14 protein-coding genes and 1 pseudogene are annotated in these 18,234 nt (G+C 64.2%); 8 read left to right on the plus strand and 7 right to left on the minus strand.

Annotation, left to right across the window (positions count from 1 at the left end; all coding sequences use genetic code 11):
• The first annotated feature begins 36 nt into the window (after positions 1–36).
• The 3 genes from A5634_RS10415 (at position 37) to A5634_RS10425 (ending at position 5,644) form a co-directional block, all read left to right on the plus strand.
• The gene (locus tag A5634_RS10415) at positions 37–1,839 is read left to right on the plus strand and encodes an AMP-dependent synthetase/ligase (RefSeq protein ID WP_065143968.1); all 1,803 of its coding nucleotides are present in this window, start codon (positions 37–39) and stop codon (positions 1,837–1,839) included.
• 392 nt (positions 1,840–2,231) lie between these two features.
• The gene (locus A5634_RS30115; protein ID WP_367593454.1) at positions 2,232–2,666 is read left to right on the plus strand and encodes a thioesterase family protein; all 435 of its coding nucleotides are present in this window, start codon (positions 2,232–2,234) and stop codon (positions 2,664–2,666) included.
• A gap of 17 nt (positions 2,667–2,683) precedes the next feature.
• Entirely contained in the window at positions 2,684–5,644 is a 2,961-nt protein-coding gene (locus tag A5634_RS10425; protein WP_081290343.1) for an RND family transporter, read from the plus strand.
• A gap of 6 nt (positions 5,645–5,650) precedes the next feature.
• Here A5634_RS10425 and pimB read toward each other — a convergent pair whose 3' ends face one another.
• The 4 genes from pimB to A5634_RS10445 form a co-directional block, all read right to left on the minus strand.
• On the minus strand, positions 5,651–6,811 hold the full coding sequence (pimB, locus tag A5634_RS10430) for a GDP-mannose-dependent alpha-(1-6)-phosphatidylinositol monomannoside mannosyltransferase (RefSeq protein WP_065143970.1): 1,161 nt from the start codon (positions 6,809–6,811) through the stop codon (positions 5,651–5,653).
• A 49-nt stretch (positions 6,812–6,860) separates the two neighbouring features.
• Positions 6,861–7,565, minus strand: coding sequence for a hypothetical protein (locus A5634_RS10435; protein ID WP_253861541.1), 705 nt, complete (start codon positions 7,563–7,565; stop codon positions 6,861–6,863).
• 133 nt (positions 7,566–7,698) lie between these two features.
• The gene (gene ripC / locus A5634_RS10440; RefSeq protein WP_065143972.1) at positions 7,699–8,862 is read right to left on the minus strand and encodes a peptidoglycan hydrolase RipC; all 1,164 of its coding nucleotides are present in this window, start codon (positions 8,860–8,862) and stop codon (positions 7,699–7,701) included.
• Positions 8,863–9,035: 173 nt separating this feature from the next.
• Positions 9,036–9,299, minus strand: a complete 264-nt coding sequence (locus A5634_RS10445) for a hypothetical protein (protein WP_065143973.1) — start codon at positions 9,297–9,299, stop codon at positions 9,036–9,038.
• A 130-nt stretch (positions 9,300–9,429) separates the two neighbouring features.
• Between A5634_RS10445 and A5634_RS10450 the strand changes: the two are divergent.
• Positions 9,430–11,253: pseudogene (locus A5634_RS10450) on the plus strand (DEDD exonuclease domain-containing protein); the annotation flags it as partial.
• On the opposite strand, the gene trpD reads toward A5634_RS10450, so the two are convergent.
• Entirely contained in the window at positions 11,191–12,276 is a 1,086-nt protein-coding gene (gene trpD / locus A5634_RS27240; RefSeq protein WP_437339962.1) for an anthranilate phosphoribosyltransferase, read from the minus strand. The pseudogene A5634_RS10450 and the gene trpD overlap by 63 nt on opposite strands.
• Positions 12,277–12,414: 138 nt before the next feature.
• Between trpD and ctaE the strand changes: the two genes are divergently transcribed.
• Genes ctaE through qcrB form a run of 4 tightly spaced genes read left to right on the plus strand, consistent with a single transcriptional unit; the run spans position 12,415 to position 16,772 of the window.
• Positions 12,415–13,026: an aa3-type cytochrome oxidase subunit III gene (gene ctaE, locus A5634_RS10455; protein ID WP_065143980.1), complete on the plus strand. Its 612-nt coding sequence runs from the start codon at positions 12,415–12,417 to the stop codon at positions 13,024–13,026.
• 40 nt (positions 13,027–13,066) lie between these two features.
• Entirely contained in the window at positions 13,067–13,912 is an 846-nt protein-coding gene (qcrC, locus tag A5634_RS10460) for a cytochrome bc1 complex diheme cytochrome c subunit (protein ID WP_065143981.1), read from the plus strand.
• Positions 13,909–15,117: a cytochrome bc1 complex Rieske iron-sulfur subunit gene (gene qcrA, locus A5634_RS10465; protein WP_065143974.1), complete on the plus strand. Its 1,209-nt coding sequence runs from the start codon at positions 13,909–13,911 to the stop codon at positions 15,115–15,117. Before qcrC ends, qcrA begins: the two co-directional genes overlap by 4 nt.
• Positions 15,114–16,772, plus strand: a complete 1,659-nt coding sequence (qcrB, locus tag A5634_RS10470; protein ID WP_065143975.1) for a cytochrome bc1 complex cytochrome b subunit — start codon at positions 15,114–15,116, stop codon at positions 16,770–16,772. The genes qcrA and qcrB overlap by 4 nt, the downstream gene beginning before the upstream one ends.
• 179 nt (positions 16,773–16,951) lie before the next feature.
• On the opposite strand, the gene A5634_RS10475 is transcribed toward qcrB, so the two are convergent.
• Both A5634_RS10475 and A5634_RS10480 read right to left on the minus strand, forming a co-directional pair.
• Positions 16,952–17,587 (minus strand): DUF2561 family protein, encoded by a 636-nt coding sequence (locus A5634_RS10475; RefSeq protein ID WP_065143976.1) that lies wholly within the window; start codon positions 17,585–17,587, stop codon positions 16,952–16,954.
• Positions 17,587–18,234: MmpS family transport accessory protein (locus A5634_RS10480; protein WP_437339961.1), on the minus strand; the 648-nt coding region annotated here is incomplete at its 5' end. The genes A5634_RS10480 and A5634_RS10475, both read right to left, overlap by 1 nt.

Raw genomic sequence — 18,234 nt, forward strand, 5'->3', positions numbered from 1 at the left:
AACCCGCGTAAATCTAGGTCAAGCGAGGTAAGAAGAGTGCGTCAGTACAGTGTCCCTGCTCGCTTCTCCGTCGACGAGCACGACAACGTCGCGGCCGTAGTGTTCGAGCACGAACGCAACTGCCCCGATTACGTGATCTATCAACGCCAGGTTGACGGTGCTTGGACAGATGTCACATGTGCCGAAGCCGCCGAGGAAATTCGTTCTGCTGCATTGGGTTTGATTTCCCTCGGGGTAGAGGCCGGGGACCGGGTCTCCATATTTTCCGCCACCCGCTACGAGTGGGCGATCCTCGATCTGGCGATCCTGGCGGTGGGCGGTGTCACGGTGCCGATCTACGAGACGTCCTCGGCCGAGCAGGTGCGCTGGGTGCTCCAGGATTCCGAAGCGGTGCTGGTGTTCGCCGAAACCGACGCACACGCCGCGCTCGTCACCGAATTGACGGGCGATCTGCCCGCGTTGCGTCGGGTGCTGCACGTCGACGGTTCGGGACCCAAGGCACTCGATGTGTTGGCCGAGGCCGGCGCATCGGTCGATGCGGCCGAGTTGACGGCTCGCCAAGAGGCGCTGCGCGCCGAGCACGCGGCCACGCTGATCTACACCTCGGGAACCACGGGGCGACCCAAGGGCTGCCAACTCACCCATTCCAACCTGCTGTACGAGATTCGCGGGACCCAGGAGTGCCTGCCGACGCTATTGACCGAGGGCCAGCGGTTGCTTGTCTTCTTGCCGCTGGCTCACGTGCTCGCCCGGGCGCTGACGTTGTCGGCGTTCACCAGCAAGGTGACGGTCGGATTCACCAGCGACATCAAGAACCTGCTGCCGCTGCTGGCGGAGTTCAAACCGACCGTGGTGGTCTCGGTGCCGCGAGTGTTCGAGAAGGTGTACAACACCGCCGAACAGAACGCCTCCAATGACGGCAAGGGCCCGATCTTCAAGTCCGCCGCGCAGACCGCGGTCGATTGGAGCCGAGCCCACGACACTGGCAAGCCCGGGTTGGTGCTGCGGGCCAAACATGCGGTGTTCGACCGACTGGTCTACGGGAAGCTGCGCGCGGCCTTGGGTGGGGACTGCCGCGCTGCGGTCTCCGGCGGCGCGCCCCTGGGTGCCCGGCTTGGCCACTTCTACCGAGGCGTGGGAGTGACCATTTACGAGGGCTACGGGCTGACCGAGACCAGCGCGGCGATCACGGTCAACCAGATCAACGGCTTGAAGATCGGAACCGTGGGCAAGTTGGTTCCCGGCAACAGCCTGCGCATCGCCGAGGACAAGGAGTTGTTGGTCCGCGGCGGGGTTGTGTTCGCCGGCTACTGGCGTAACGAGCAGGCGACCGAGGACGCCTTCACCGACGGGTGGTTCCGCACCGGCGACCTCGGCTCGATCGACGAGGACGGCTTCCTGAGCATTACCGGCCGCAAGAAGGAACTCATCGTCACCGCGGGCGGGAAGAACGTGGCGCCGGCCGTCTTGGAGGACCAGTTGCGCTCCCATCCGCTGATCAGCCAGGCGATGGTGGTCGGGGACAACAAGCCGTTCATCGGCGCGTTGATCACCATCGACCCCGAGGCGTTCGAAGGCTGGAAGCAGCGCAACAGCAAGTCCGGCGGCGACTCGGTGGGTGATCTTTCGACGGACCCCGATCTGGTGGCCGAGGTGGACGCCGCGGTCAAGCAAGCCAATCAGCAGGTCTCGAATGCCGAATCGATCCGCAAGTTCCGCATCCTGCCCGTGGACTTCACCGAGGACACCGGAGAGCTGACACCGACGATGAAGGTCAAGCGCAACGTGGTGGCCGAGAAGTTCGCCTCCGACATCGAGGCGATTTACTCCAAGGACTAGAACGCCTTAGGTCGCTGCGGCGCGCCCGGGGCGCGTCATAGCAAGTCGGCCGGTGTAGCGAGCGTGCGGCGTTTGCGGTATGCGCCTTCAGGCCCGCTAGCCTTCTCTGTGCATTTTGCACATTAAAAATTCATGATTCTGACAATTTTGCCCTTGCCGGCCCAGAGTACGCCTGTCACCATTTGACAGCACTTCTGCTTCGAATCCGAGTCCTCGCCGCTTATTGGTTCATGAGGATATCGGATTAATCATCTGCACGAAATTCGGGCCTAGCAACGGGAGAGTAGATGCTGTATTACTTCAGATTGGTGACTCTTTGGTTCAAGAGCATTTTTCTCCACGACAACGATTCCCAACACATTCTCGATGAGAATTATATGTCTCTCAGAGCCATGCCGTTCGAATGCAATCTATTTATGGTGATGGACAATTCGAAGTATAACCGGGTCGTAGACCTGACCAAGTACTACATGCTCATTCACTACAACAAATTGGGCACCATCCTCCGGAGGAGGTGGAACCCCCTAACGGTTTCACTTGAGCTCAGCATAATGCGACCGTTGCGCATATTTCATAAGTACCAAGTAGTATCCAAGGTAATCTATTGGAAGAATGGATACGTTTACCTTGAACATAGGTTTATGCGGCGCAACACCTTACACGCGATGGCGTTATCGAGGACGTGTTTCGTCTCCGGGGACAAGCTGGTATCGGACGAGGATCTGAGCGAACTATACGGCACCGGTTCCCCGCCAATTCCCGACGTTATCTCGAAGTGGGATGAATTAAAGACGCTAAAGAGTCAACGAAGTCTGCAGCCCATTTGATGCATTTGATGCGTTTGATGTTCGTGGTGCCAGATACCAAGGGTCGCGGCCCGCAGTCTCACGGGCACCAGGCGATAGCGCAGATCGTCCACCGGTTCCGAGTGCCGATTGTTGCCTTCTGGGTTGGGTTCGCCGTCCTTCTGATGGTTTTCGTTCCGTCGTTGGAGAAGGTGGGCAAGGACCACGCCGTACCGCTGAGCCCGGCCGACGCCCCATCGATGCAGGCGATGAAACGGGCCGGACAGGTGTTCAAAGAGTTCGATACCGACAGCGCCGTGATGGTCGTGTTAGAGGGCGACGAGCCGCTCGGCGATGATGCGCACCGTTACTACGACCGCCTGGTCCACGCGATCGAGGCCGACACCCCGCACGTTCAACACGTCCAGGATTTCTGGGGCGACCCGCTTACCGCCGCCGGTTCCCAGAGCAACGACGGCAAGGCCGCCTACGTCCAGGTGTATCTGCACGGTAGCCAAGGCCAGAGCCTGGCCAATGAATCTGTCGCTGCTGTGCGCGAGATCGTGGACCGCACCGCACGACCGGCGGGGATCAACACCTACGTAGCCGGGCCCGCCGCGCTCACTACCGACCAGTCGGAGATCGGCGACCAAAGTATCCAGAGAGTCACTGCGGTCACATTTGTGGTGATCATCGTGATGCTGCTCTTCATATATCGGTCTATCGTCACAACGGCGGCCGTTATTGGGATCGTCTGTCTCGAGTTGGTGGCAGCGCGAGGCATCGTGGCGTTCCTGGCCGCGCACAACGTCATCGGTCTATCCACGTACGCCGTCAATCTGTTGGTGCTGCTAGCCATCGCTGCCGGGACCGATTACGCGATCTTCGTGTTGGGCAGGTATCAAGAGGCCCGGGGTTCTGGACAAGACCCTGAGCGTGCCTTCTACACGACCTTTCGCGGGACAGCGCATGTAGTGCTGGGCTCCGGTCTGACCATCGCCGGCGCGATGTACTGCCTCACCCTCACCCGGCTCCCGTACTTCCAATCCTTCGGTATTCCATGCGCGATCGGCACGCTGGTCGTCGTACTCGCCGCACTCACCCTCGGTCCAGCACTGGTATCCCTAGGCGGACGATTTGGACTGTTCGACCCCAAGCGGTCGATGCGCACCATCGGTTGGCGACGAGTTGGCACTGCCATCGCACGGTGGCCGGGACCGATCCTGGTGACGTCGATTGCTATCGCACTCGTCGGGTTGTTGGCGCTTCCCGGGTACAAAACAAACTACGACCTGCGCAAGTATCTGCCGCCGACCGCGAAATCCAACATCAGCTATGACGTCGCCGAGCGCCATTTCAACAATGCGCGAATGAACCCCGAGCTACTTGTCGTCGAAACCGATCATGATCTGCGCAACTCAGCCGGAATGCTGGTGGTGGACAGGATTGCCAGGAGCGTCTTCCACGTTGCCGGCGTTGCTCGCGTCCAAGCAATCACCCGGCCGCTGGGCAAGCCGATCGAACATTCGTCGATTCCGTTTCAGATCAGCATGCAAAACATCCTTCAGATCGAGAACCAGCAATACTTGCATGCGCGAATGGCGGACATGCTCGTTCAGGCTGATGCGATGCAGGACTCGATCGACACTTTGGAACGCATGTACAGCATCATGGGCCAGCTCGTCGATACCACTCAGAATATGGACGATATCACCCATGAGATGGTCGATGTCACTAACCATTTGCGGGACAACATGGCCAACTTCGACGATTTCTTCCGACCGATCCGCAATTACTTCTACTGGGACAAGCACTGTTTCGACGTTCCGATCTGCATGACCCTGCGATCCATCTTCGACGCCCTAGACGGAGTCGATCAGGTCGCCGAAAAGCTGGGTTTCCTGTCGGAGAACCTAGATCAGATGACCATTCTCATGCCGCAAATGCGCGCCCAGCTTCCGCCGCAGATCGCGAGCATGAAAGTCATGAAGCAGATGACGCTGACGATGCACAGTTCCATGTCCTCCTTCTACGACCAAATAGATGTGATGACGCAGAATTCGACGGCGATGGGACAGGCCTTCGACGCCGCCATGAACGACGACTCGTTTTACGTACCGCCGGAGGTTTTCGACAATCCCGACTTCAAGCGGGGGCTGAAGTTGTTCGTGTCCCCGGACGGGCACGCGGCCCGCTTCATCATTTCCCACGAGGGCGATCCCGCGACTACAGAAGGCATTTCACGGGTCGACCCGATCAAGAACGCTGCCAAGGAAGCGATCAAAGGAACGCCGCTCGAGGGCGCCGGCATCTACCTCGCGGGCACTGCGGCGAGCTATAAGGACATGCGTGACGGGTCCAATTACGACTTGCTGATCGCTGGGATTTCGGCGATCAGCCTCATTTGGGCCATCATGCTGATCATCACCCGAAGTGTGGTTGCCGCCATCACGATCGTGGGTACCGTGCTGGTGTCATTGGGCGCCTCCTTCGGGCTCTCGGTGCTGATATGGCAGGACATCGTGGGCTTCGAACTGCACTGGATGGTGTTGGCCATGTCGGTGATCCTGCTGTTGGCAGTGGGGTCGGACTACAACCTGTTGTTGGTATCCCGGTTCAAGGAAGAAATTCATGCCGGGCTCAAGACCGGGCTGATCCGTGCCATGGCCAACACCGGGTCAGTGGTCACGAACGCGGGGCTGGTGTTCGCCGCCACCATGGCGTCGTTCATCTTCAGCGACTTGACGGTGATCGGACAGATTGGAACAACGATCGCCCTGGGGTTACTGTTCGACACCTTGATCGTCCGGTCGTTCATGATGCCGTCGGTAGCGGCGCTGCTGGGGCGCTGGTTCTGGTGGCCGACACCAGTGCGTACTCGCCCGGCCAGCCCGATGCTTCGGCCGCTCGGCCCGCAACCACTGATTCATCAACTACCACAACCGAATTCGACTCCGGACGAGGATGAGTCGCCGACCATGCCCGGTAAGCCGAATGAACTGTCGACGACGCACCGGTAGTAGTTCCTAACTCGAGGCGACAGGCTCGCCGCGCAAGAGATTTTCCAGGCGGGCGGCAAGCGCATCCCAGCGCCACTGCGTCGTCACCCATTCCCGGCCGGCCGCGCCCATCGCGGCCGCCCGCTCGGGGTCAGACAGCAACTCGGTCACGGCTTCGGCGACTTCGTCCACCGACGTGCCGTCAATTACCAGCCCGGTCTTGTTGTGCTGCACGGCTTCCGGCGCGCCGCCCGAGTCTCCGGCAACCACGGGGACCCCGGTCGCGGACGCCTCCAGGAACACAATGCCCAGGCCTTCCACGTCCAGGCCCGCACCCCGGGTGCGGCACGGCATGGCGAACACATCAGCCATCGCGTGATGAGCCGGTAGTTCATCACCCGGGACGCCACCGGTGAACGTCACATGCTCGGCCACCCCGCACCCGCGGGCCAGTTTGCGCAAGGTCTCCAGATAGGGACCACCACCGACGATCACCAGCGCCGCGCCATCGACATGCCGCCGGATCGACGGGAGCGCCTTGATCAGCATGTCCTGGCCTTTGCGTGGCACCAGTCGCGACAAGCACACCACCGTCGGCCGCTCCCCCAGTCGGTATCGTTCGCGCAACTCGGCCCGCGCGGCGGGGTCGGGCCGGAACCTTTCGCTGTCCACGCCGGGGGGCAGGTGTTCCAGTGCGGCGCCGGATCCGAACGCGGGCGCGAACCGGGAGCGGGTGTAGCGGCTGACGAAAGTGACGACGTCAGTACCGTCGCCGATGCGGCGCAGCACCGAGCGCGCCACCGGCAGCATCGACCAGCCGACTTCGTGACCATGCGTGCTGGCCAGCACCCGACTCGCACCGGCCTGCCGGGCACGCGGGGCCAGTAGTGCCAGCGGCGCGGCCGCACCGAACCACACCGTGTCGATGTCGTTTTCCTCGATCAGTCGACGCATCCGGGTGTCGACCGTCGGAACGGGCAGCATCAGCGTGGTGGGATGGCGCACCACCTGATACCCAGCTTCGCTGGCTGCGTGGTCAAAAGCGTCGGCGCCCTTCCACTTTGGTGCATACACCGTGACGCTGTGTGTCCCGGAGTCGACCAGCCGACTGACGAACTCGCTCAGGTATGACTGGATGCCGCCGCGCCGCGGCGGAAAGTCGTTCGTTACCAGCAGGACCCGGCTCACGCAGGACACGTTAGCGCGGCGACTCGCCTTGCTCACGGCGCCTAGTGACTCAGGCCGCGCTCGTCATCCACCGCTGCCAGCGCGCGAGCAGTCCTGCGGTGTCGACGCCGAGTACCGTGCGAACCGCACCGGGTACATCCGAATGCCCGACCCCACATGCGGCGACGTAGAGCTCACGCAGCTTCGAGGGCCCATAGCTGTCTGCGACAAACCGAGCGAACCACCATCCCCGGTCGTAGGCCAGCGATCGGGACGGCCCTGGAACGTCGAGGTCGCCGTCGGTGGGTAGCGACTGAGAGGCCATGCTGCCCAAGACGCTGTCCGGCAACGGTGTCCTCGACGTTCCAGGTCGGGCAACGAAGTCCGCTACCGCCTCGGTGAGCCAACGCGGCGCGTCCAGCGCGGTGTCAACTCGGGCCGCGTAGTGAAAAAGCTCATGGGTCAACACGATTTGCAGCGCACCCGCACTCATGTGCACTGCCCCGGGCGCGAAGACGATTCGACCGTTGGCCATCGTCCGGGTACTCGGGTCGACGCGGTCGACCATTGTCACCGCCGCGATATCGGCCCACTGTGCTGCCGGCCCGCCGCCGGCGGCGACCCTGAACTGATCGTCCGAGCCGGTTACCAGCACCACGATCTGGTGGGTCCAGTCGGGCCCCCAGAAGCCGACGACGGCGTCGACGCCCTGGCCCAGATGGGAAACGATGTCAGTCGCCAGGCGGTCGGTGGCGGGGCCGCCGAGGTTGACCATTTGCACGGCGCGGTCACCGACCAGCGGCGCGGACGCGGGCCGCTGATCGTGCGGTAGCAGCACCGCGGCGATCAGCTCAGCGACGAAAACACCGGCCAGTAGGAGGCGATTGAAGCGCGGCAGTGCGAGACCGTCAGTAGCGCCGGGCGTCGTAGATCGGGCCGGACGAGTCCATCGGGACCACCCGGACCGGTTGGCCGAAGGTGGAGGAATGAACCATCATCCCGTCGCCGATGTAGAGGCCGGCATGGGAAGCGTCGGAGTAGAAGGTCAGCACGTCACCGGGTTGCAGGTCGGACAGCGCCACCGGCTGGCCACCGTGCGCCATCGCCTGGCTGGAATGCGGCAACGAGATACCGGCCTGCTGGAACGCCCACATCACCAGCCCGGAGCAGTCGAACCCACCGGGGGCGGCACCGCCCCACACATAGGGCGATCCGATCTGGGTCAGCGCAGCCTGCACGACGACAGCACGGTCGCCACCGCCACCGCCGATGAAGGGGGCCTCGGTAGCTCCGCCCGGCATGGGGGGTCCACCGGGTACCGGCGCACCCTCGGGTGGCACCGGCGCGCCAGGCACCGCCTCGGGAGCGGGCATCGCCTCACCCGGCGCGCGATCCGGGACGCGATCCGGCGCCGGTCCGGGATTAGCCAGCGCGGTGCGCTGCTCGGGGGACAAAGCGAAGTACTGCGACTTGACTACGGCGATCTGTACCTGCAGCTGGCTCTGCTTGTGCTGCAGGTTGGCGCGTACCGCCGCGGCCTGCTCGGCGGCGGCCTTGGCGTCGGCCGCCGATCGGGCGGAGGCCTGCTCAGCCTTTGCGGCATCCTCACCGGCCGCCTTGAAACTGGCCATCTGCGAGGACATTTGACTGGCCATCACCCGCTGCACGGCCAGGCCGTCAATCAGCAGCTGCGGGGAACCCGCGGTCAGGATGGCATCGAGACCATCGGTGCGACCACCCATGTACGTGGCGGCGGCGACCTTGTTGACCGCACCCTGGAAGCTGGCCAACCGCGCTCTGGCGGCTTCCAGTTTGGCTTGGTCGTCGGTCAGCTTGCGCTCCGCCGCCTGAGCAGCGGCGAGCTTCTCGTTCAAGTCGAGTTGAGCGCTGTGCATCGCCTCGGTGGTCTGCTCAGCCTGCCGGGAGAGCTCGTTGAGTTTTGCCAGCGCGTCGTCAGCAGGATCGGCCAGCACAGTGGCGGCCGTAATCCCCGAGAACACGACAAAGCTCGCTAACGAGCCGACGGCGGACCGCTTCAGGACACGAGCGATCAAAAGCCTATCGAGCCTCAAGATTTGCTTCCTTAAACTGCCATCGGCGCAAAATGCGCCGAGCTGGTTTAGGTCTCAAACAGGTTACGAAACGATATCGACGTTTGTCCAAAGGGAGGAGTTAAGAAATTAGGAAGATTTATGTCATGTCTATGTGAGTCGGGTTAGCGCCGCCGTCGACCATACACGACCAACTACGCCACGCCCTTGGGTGACACCGCGCGGTCGCGCCGGATCGGAACCAGCCGCAATCGCGGAGCCAGGCCCGCCTCGGCCAGCGTCTCCAAAGCGACTTGTTCGTCGTACGAAAGGGTTTCGGGCACACCGAGCAAAACGCTCACCACGCACTCACGACATCCCGGACCGCGCACCGCACAGTCGTCACAGTCGATGACCACCGGCTTCCCAGGTGTAACCGCAGGTCCGCCACCGCCTTCGGATGCACTGCCGTACGCCATATCCAGGTCCTCTCCATAGTGCTCTAACTGCCTTAATCAGGCTCCACCGCACGGTAACGACAGGCACCGACAACTCCGCCCGGCGTGGGAAATGGGTTGGCTGTCGGTGATGGGGCATAACGTCTCGGCCATGGGTCCCGCCGGTGCCACTCAACTCACTTTCGCCGGGTTGAACGGATGGGATGCGCCCGAGGAGGTATCGCTACGCGAAACCACTTTCGTGGTGGTCGACCTGGAAACCACCGGCGGACGCGCGGTGGGCAACGCAGGCGGCAGTCCCGACGCGATCACCGAGATCGGCGCGGTCAAGGTGCGCGGTGGCGCGGTCCTCGGTGAGTTCGCCACGCTGGTCGACCCGCAGCGCAGCATCCCTCCCCAGATCGTCCGACTGACCGGGATCACCACCGCGATGGTGTGTGACGCCCCACGGATCGACGCGGTTTTGCCGATGTTCCTCGAGTTCGCCGGCGACTCGGTTCTGGTGGCCCACAATGCCGGTTTCGACATCGGCTTCCTGCGCGCTGCCGCCGAACACTGTCAGATCAGCTGGCCCCGGCCGAAAGTGCTGTGCACGGTCCGGCTGGCGCGGCGGGTGCTGAGCCGAGAAGAAGCGCCGAGCGTGCGGTTAGCCGCGCTGGCGCGCATCTTCGCCGTGGCAACCCAGCCCACCCACCGTGCTCTGGACGACGCCCGGGCAACCGTCGACGTATTGCACGCACTCATCGAACGAGTCGGCAACCAAGGCATCCGCACCTACGCCGACCTGCGCTCGTATCTGCCCGACGTGACCCCGGCCCAGCGCCGCAAGCGGATCCTGGCCGAGGGCCTGCCGCACCGGCCTGGGGTCTACCTGTTCCGCGGACCATCCGAGGAGGTGCTCTACATCGGCACCGCGGTCGACCTGCGCCGCCGGGTGAGCCAGTACTTCACCGGCGCCGACCCGCGCGGCCGCGTCAAAGAGATGGTTGGTCTGGCCACCGGCGTCGACCACGTTCAGTGCGCCCACGCCCTGGAGGCCGGCGTGCGCGAACTACGCCTGCTGGCCGCCCACGCCCCGCCGTACAACCGACGGTCGCGGTTTCCGCACCGCTGGTGGTGGGTGGCGCTGACCGATGAGGCCTTTCCGCGGCTGTCGGTGGTTCGCAACCCGCGCCACGACCAGGCCGTCGGCCCGTTCCGTTCCCGCGCCGACGCCGCCGACACCGCGGCCCTGCTCGCCCGGTTTACCGGGGTGCGGACCTGCACGAAACGACTGGCCCGATCGGCACTGCACGGTCCGGCCTGCCCCGAAGTCGAACTAGCGCCGTGTCCGGCTGCCCGTGACGTGGACGCTGCGCAGTACGCCGAGGCGATACGGCGCGCCCGGGCCTTGATCATCGGATCGGACAATTCCGCGCTGGCCGCAGCCGTCGACCAGGTCGCCACGCTGGCCGAGCGCCGTCACTACGAGAGTGCGGCACGCTTGCGTGACCACGTCACCACCGCGGTCGAGGCGTTGTGGCGCGGGCAACGGTTGCGCGCACTGGCGGAATTGTCGGAACTCATCGCCGCGAAACCGGACAAGGACGGTGGCTACCAGCTCGTCGTGATCCGACACGGTCAACTTGCGGCCGCGGGAATGGCCCAACGCGGGGTTCCACCAATGCCCGTCATCGACGCCTTGGCGGCCGGCGCCCAGACAATCCTCCCGTCTCCCGCACCGCTGGGCGGCGCGCTGATCGAGGAGACGGCGCTGATCTCGCGCTGGTTGGCCGAACCGGGGGTACGCATCGTTCGCGTCACCGGATTCGGCGACGCAGGCTGGGCCTCGCCGCTGGGATCAGCGGGTGTCTGGGCGGCCTGGGCGGCCACTGCACGGTCGGCACGCCTTGCCGCCCAACAGGCAGTGGAGTCAGACCTGCTGGCTGAACCGCACCCATCGCGCGAGCAGTTGTTCGGCCGCCCCGCTGTCGATCGCCTCGACCGCCCGGCGCAACCCGTCCTCCCACGCCGGCAACCATTCAGCGCGGCTGGATAGACCGGCGTGAGCCACCAGTGCACCCCCCGCGTTGAGCACCACCGCGTCGCGCACCGGGCCCTTGGCGCCGGACAGCACGGCTCGTACTTCGGCGGCATTGGCCTGCGCATCGCCGCCGCGCAACTCATCGATGTCGGCACGCGCGAACCCGAAGCCCGCCGGATCGAACTTGAGCTTGTCGACGGTGCCCGCCTGCACCCGCCAGATGGTGCTGGTGGTCGTCGTGGTGAGCTCGTCGAGCCCGTCGTCGCCGTGCACCACCAACACACTGGACCTGCGTGCAGCAAACACGCCGGCCATCACCTCCGCAAGGTCTGCAAAAGCGCAACCGATCAAGCCCGCCCGCGGCCGTGCCGGGTTGGTAAGCGGCCCAAGGAGATTGAAGACAGTCGGCACCCCAATCTCTCGGCGCACCACCGAAGCGTGCCGGTACGACGGGTGAAATTGCGGCGCGAAGCAAAATCCGATACCCAGCTCGGCAAGGCTGCGCGCCACTTGTTCAGGTCCCAGGTCGATGCGCACCCCGAGCGCTTCGAGCGTGTCGGCGCCGCCCGACAACGAAGACGCCGCCCGATTGCCGTGCTTGACCACGGGTACGCCCGCCGCAGCCACCACAATCGAGGCCATGGTGGACAGGTTGACGGTGTTGAACCCGTCGCCGCCGGTGCCGACGACGTCGACGGCGTCGTCAGGGACCGCACCTGCGGGCATGGGATGGGCGTGGTCGAGCATGACGCCGGCCAGCTCGCTGACTTCCTCGGAGGTGGGACCCTTCATTTTCAGGGCCACAGCGAACGCGGCGATCTGGGCCGGCTGCGCGCGGCCACTCATGATCTGATCCATCGCCCAAGCGGCCTGGCCACGGGCCAACTGGCCGCTTTCCGTCAATTGCCCGAGGATCTGCGGCCACGACGATTCCGCGGACGAACAACCCTCAGCCGACGCAGCCACGTCGCCGATGGTCCCACGAGCGCCGCCGTCATGACACCGCCGGGAGCCAGACACCCGAGATGCGTACCGGCACGGGCACTCACCGAATTACGAAGATTTATTGACCCGGGTAGTGCTCGACAACTACAAAGCGTCATACTTGCGGATGTGACGAGTGCTGTAGGGACCTCGGGTACTGCGATTACCTCGCGCGTGCATTCGCTGAACCGCCCCAATATGGTCAGTGTTGGCACCATAGTGTGGCTTTCCAGCGAGCTCATGTTCTTTGCTGGCCTGTTCGCGTTCTACTTCACGGCGCGGGCGCAGGCCGGTGGGAACTGGCCACCGCCACCGACCGAACTGAATCTGTATCAGGCGGTGCCGGTAACGCTGGTGCTGATCGCGTCGTCTTTCACCTGCCAGATGGGCGTATTCGCCGCTGAACGCGGCGACGTCTTCGGGCTGCGCCGGTGGTATGTGATCACGTTCTTGATGGGGCTGTTCTTCATCCTCGGGCAGGCCTACGAGTACTACCACCTGGTCACGCACGGCACGACCATCCCCAGCAGCGCCTACGGCAGCGTCTTCTACCTGGCGACGGGCTTCCACGGGCTGCACGTCACCGGGGGTCTGATCGCATTCATCTTCTTGCTGGTCCGCACCAGCATGACCAAGTTCACCCCGGCGCAGGCCACTGCCAGCATCGTCGTCTCCTACTACTGGCACTTCGTCGACATCGTGTGGATTGCGCTGTTCGCCGTGATCTATTTCATCCGATGAGCCCGCGGCTCCGAATACTGCAATGAAGAGGAGTGCTCGGTTGAAGAAAAAGGGGTCTACCCGATCCGGTAGCAGTGGCCGCGATGCCCGATCCAGGAGGCGTCTGCGCCGTCGGCTGTCCGGTGGCCTGTTGCTGCTGATCGCCCTGACCATCGCCGGCGGTTTGGCAGCCGTGCTGACGCCGACACCGCAGGTCGCTGTCGCCGACGAATCCGGTTCGGCACTGCTGCGTACCGGTAAGCAACTCTTCGACACCTCGTGCGTGTCCTGTCACGGCGCCAACCTGCAGGGCGTGCCCGACCACGGACCGAGCCTGATCGGCGTCGGCGAAGCGGCCGTGTACTTCCAGGTGTCGACCGGCCGGATGCCGGCGATGCGCGGTGAGGCCCAAGCACCGCGCAAGGACCCGATTTTCGACGAGGCGCAGATCGACGCGATCGGCGCCTACGTACAAGCCAACGGCGGCGGCCCCACGGTGGTGCGCAACCCTGACGGCAGCCTCGCCATGCAGTCGCTGCGGGGCACCGACCTGGGTCGCGGCGGCGACCTGTTCCGGCTGAACTGCGCGTCCTGCCACAACTTCACCGGTAAAGGCGGAGCACTGTCCTCGGGCAAGTACGCACCAGACCTGGGACCCGCGAACGAACAGCAGATCCTCACCGCGATGCTGACCGGCCCGCAGAACATGCCGAAGTTCTCCGAGCGTCAGCTGTCGCTGGAAGCGAAGAAAGACATCATCGCCTACGTCCGGACCGTCGCGGAGGAGCGCTCGCAGGGCGGCTACGGACTGGGCGGCTTCGGACCCGCACCCGAGGGCATGGCGATGTGGATCATCGGCATGGTCGCGGCTATCGGACTGGCACTGTGGATTGGGGCGCGTACATGAGCGACTTGTCTAAGGTCGGCAGCGACACCGACACCGCCACCCACGCGGGCGAGAAGGAGCCCGACGACGCCGCACTGGCCGCCATGTCACAACAGGAACTACTCGAACTGGGCAGCAAGATCGACGGTGTCCAGATCGTCTACAAGGAGCCGCGCTGGCCCGTCGAGGGCACCAAGGCCGAAAAGCGCGCCGCGCGCAAAGTCGCTACCTGGCTTTTGCTGGGCGGCGGTTTCGGCCTCGCGCTACTGCTGATCTTCTTGTTCTGGCCGTGGGAGTACAGGCCGCGCGACGCCGAGGGCAACCTGTTGTACTCGCTGGCCACGCCGCTCTACGGATTCACCTTCGGCATGTCCATCCTGTCGATCGCGATCGGCGCAGTGCTCTTCCAGAAACGCTTTATCCCCGAAGAGATTACGATCCAGGACCGCCACGACGGCGCTTCCCGCGAAATCGACCGCAAGACGGTGGTGGCGAACCTGGGCGACGCCTACGAGGGCTCGACGATCGGCCGTCGCAAGCTGATCGGAGCGTCCTTCGGCATCGGCCTGGGTGCGTTCGGTCTCGGCACCCTGGTGGCGTTTGCCGGCGGCTTGATCAAGAACCCGTGGAAACCGGTCGTGCCCACCGCCGAAGGCATGAAGGCAGTGCTGTGGACGTCGGGTTGGACCCCACGCATCAAGGGCGAAACGATCTTCCTGGCGCGAGCCACCGGAGCCCACGACGGACCGCCGTTCATCAAGATGCGCCCCGAGGACATCGACGCCGGCGGCATGGAGACCGTCTTCCCGTGGCGCGAGTCCGACGGCGACGGCACCACGGTGGAATCGCACGAGAAGCTGGCGGCGATCGCCATGGGTATCCGCAACCCGGTGATGCTTATCCGCATCAAGCCCAGCGACCTGGACCGCGTGGTGAAGCGCAAAGGTCAGGAGAGCTTCAACTGGGGTGAGTTCTTCGCCTTCACCAAGGTCTGCTCGCACCTGGGCTGCCCCTCCTCGCTGTATGAGCAGCAGTCCTACCGAATCTTGTGTCCTTGTCACCAGTCGCAGTTCGACGCGTTGCATTTCGCCAAGCCGATCTTCGGACCGGCGGCACGTGCGTTGGCGCAGCTGCCCATCACAATCGACACCAACGGGTATCTGGTCGCCAACGGCGACTTCATCGAACCCGTCGGACCGGCATTCTGGGAGCGCACAACAACATGAGCCCGAAACTGAGTCCCCCGAAAATCGGTGATGTGCTGGCCGGCCAGGGTGAGGCCATCGACACCCGGTACCACCCGTCCGCTGCGGTGCGGCGTCAGCTCAACAAGGTGTTCCCGACGCACTGGTCGTTCCTGCTCGGCGAGATCGCTCTGTACAGCTTCATCGTCCTGCTGATCACCGGTGTGTACCTGACGCTGTTCTTCGACCCGTCCATGGCCGAGGTCACCTACAACGGCGTCTACCAACCCCTGCGCGGCGTCGAAATGTCACGTGCCTACGAGACGGCGCTCAACATCTCCTTCGAGGTACGCGGCGGGCTGTTCGTGCGTCAGATCCACCACTGGGCTGCGCTGATGTTCTCCGCGTCGATCATGGTGCACCTGGCGCGCATCTTCTTCACCGGTGCGTTCCGCCGTCCACGTGAAGCCAACTGGGTCATCGGATCGCTGCTGCTGATCCTGTCCATGTTCGAGGGATACTTCGGCTACTCGCTTCCCGACGACCTTCTCTCGGGCATCGGCCTGCGCGCCGCGCTGTCCTCCATCACGCTGGGCATGCCGGTGATCGGCACCTGGCTGCACTGGGCGCTGTTCGGCGGAGACTTCCCCGGCACCATCCTGATCCCGCGTCTGTACGCGCTGCACATTTTGCTGCTCCCCGGAATCATCCTGGCCCTCATCGGCGTGCACATGGCGCTGGTCTGGTTCCAGAAGCACACCCAGTTCCCCGGCCCCGGGCGCACCGAGCACAACGTGATCGGCGTGCGCGTCATGCCGGGATTCGCGGTCAAGTCCGGTGCCTACTTCGCCTGCATCGTCGGTGTACTGGGTCTGATGGGCGGTCTGCTACAGATCAACCCGATCTGGAATCTGGGCCCCTACAAGCCATCTCAGGTCTCGGCGGGCTCTCAGCCCGACTTCTACATGATGTGGACCGAAGGGCTGGCCCGTATCTGGCCGGCCTGGGAGTTCTATTTCTGGCACCACACCATTCCGGCGGTCGTCTGGGTCGCGATCATCATGGGCCTGGTCTTTGTGTTGCTGATCGTCTACCCCTTCTTGGAGAAGCGGTTCACCGGCGACTACGCGCATCACAACCTGCTGCAACGGCCGCGGGACGTGCCGGTGCGCACGGGCATCGGCGCGATGGCGATCAGCTTCTACATGGTGCTCACCCTGGCGGCGATGAACGACATCATCGCGTTCAAGTTCCACATCTCGCTGAACGCGACGACGTGGATCGGGCGTATCGGCATGGTGATCCTGCCGCCGCTGGTGTACTTCATCACCTACCGCTGGTGCGTCGCGCTGCAGCGCAGCGACCGTGACGTACTCGAGCACGGTGTCGAAACCGGCATCATCAAACGCCTGCCGCACGGTGCTTACATCGAGCTGCACCAGCCGCTCGGCCCCGTCGACGACCACGGCCACCCGCTTCCGCTGGAATACCAGGGTGCGCCGCTGCCCAAGCGAATGAACAAGCTGGGCGCGGGCGGCTCACCAGGCAGCGGTAGCTTCCTGACCGCAGACCCTGCCTCGGAAGACGCGGCATTGCGCGAGGCGAGCCACGCCTCCGAGCACCGCGCCCTTACCGTGCTGCGTGAGCATCAGGACAGCGTCAGCGGCAACGGGTCGCCCAACGGGGAACACCACTAAGCACCCTAGAAGCAGGCGTGAAATAGGCGCCGTGTTTGAGATGGCCGCCGTTTAACTCCTTGCGGGCAGGGACATGCGACGGGGCATACCGCTGATCGCAGCACGCACGCACGCACGCGCGCGCAAAGCGGCGCATCAGTACCGCCCCGATTAAGGGGCACACGGACCGAGCAGAAGTGTTAGTGCGCGCCTTGCCCGTGGTGCAGTTGTCGGACGTAGAGAATTTCGACCACCGGCAAACCGGCGGCGATAAGTCCCGCAACGCCGTAGCTCACCCATGACGCGGTGTCGTGCCCTGCGGCCATCAGGTAGGTGGCTACCGCGACGGCGATTAGCGAAGTTCCTATCACGCTGGTCAGCGCGAGTGCCCCGCGTAGCCAAATCCGGTCGACCACCTCACCGGACCATTCGTCAACCGCCCCATAGGCTTTGACGGTCTCGCGGCGAGCCGGCTCGCTCATGGCGCGGACACGCGGCCGGGCTGGCGGGCGATTCGCGCCGCCTTGCAGCGCCCGCGACCGCACCACCGGCTCGATCTGTGTGCTTCGGCGGGCGCGCAGCAGAACCGGGATGGCCCCCGCGATGATCAGCGCCGAAACGACGATCACCGCGTACAGCACCCATGTGGTGTGCGGCGTTCGCGCCATTTTGTGATAGCCGCGGCCCAAGTCCGCCAGGGCTACCGCGGCCGCGACGCTGACGCCCACCAGCACCAGCCAGATCGCCGCGCAAGCCCCCATCATCACGCGATCGACGAGCTCCGGGTTGACAACGGGATCTGGCCCGCGTCGGTACGCGGAATATCGGCCGACCATCAGCAGCTCGTCTGCGGCGAGTCGTTGGTATTGGCGGACAACACCGTGCCATCGCTGGTGATGATCGAGCAGTTGAGTCTGCTGACGCGGAACAAACTCGATGCCTCCACCGAGCCCACATCGGATTGCGAGATCGGTGTGACAGTCATCGACCACGGGATGTAGACATTGTGCTGCGTCCGTCGGCGACCGGAAGCGTCGACGTAGGTGACCGAGATGATGTCGCCGGGGGCCTTGGTGCCGGTCACCGAGTAGGTGACCTGACGTGGGCCGGCCGGCGTCGTCGGTGGTGGCGGCGCGGCCGCGGGTGCGCTGGTCGCCGGCGGCGGTGCGGCGGTGGACGACGACGGTGCAGGTGCAGGTGCCGGCGGTGGCGGTGGTGGCGTCACGGTTACTGTCTGCGTCTCCGTTGCGGTCGGAATTTCGGACGGTGCGGGCGGTGGCTCAGACGGCGGCTGAACTGGTCTTCGAGTACTACGTGGGACCCGAGAAACACTGATCGGATCCGAAAAGGTCACAATCTGGTCACCAGTGACCGGTGCCCAGTTTGGCGAGGGACCTGCGTCCCGGCCGGTTGGGTAGGGTTTCCGAGGCACCGTGAGTTTTCGCCGAGTGCACGATGCGACAGCGGAGCCCCGCGCGCTGGC

The organism is Mycobacterium asiaticum, assembly GCF_001673365.1.
Taxonomy (GTDB): domain Bacteria; phylum Actinomycetota; class Actinomycetes; order Mycobacteriales; family Mycobacteriaceae; genus Mycobacterium; species Mycobacterium asiaticum_A.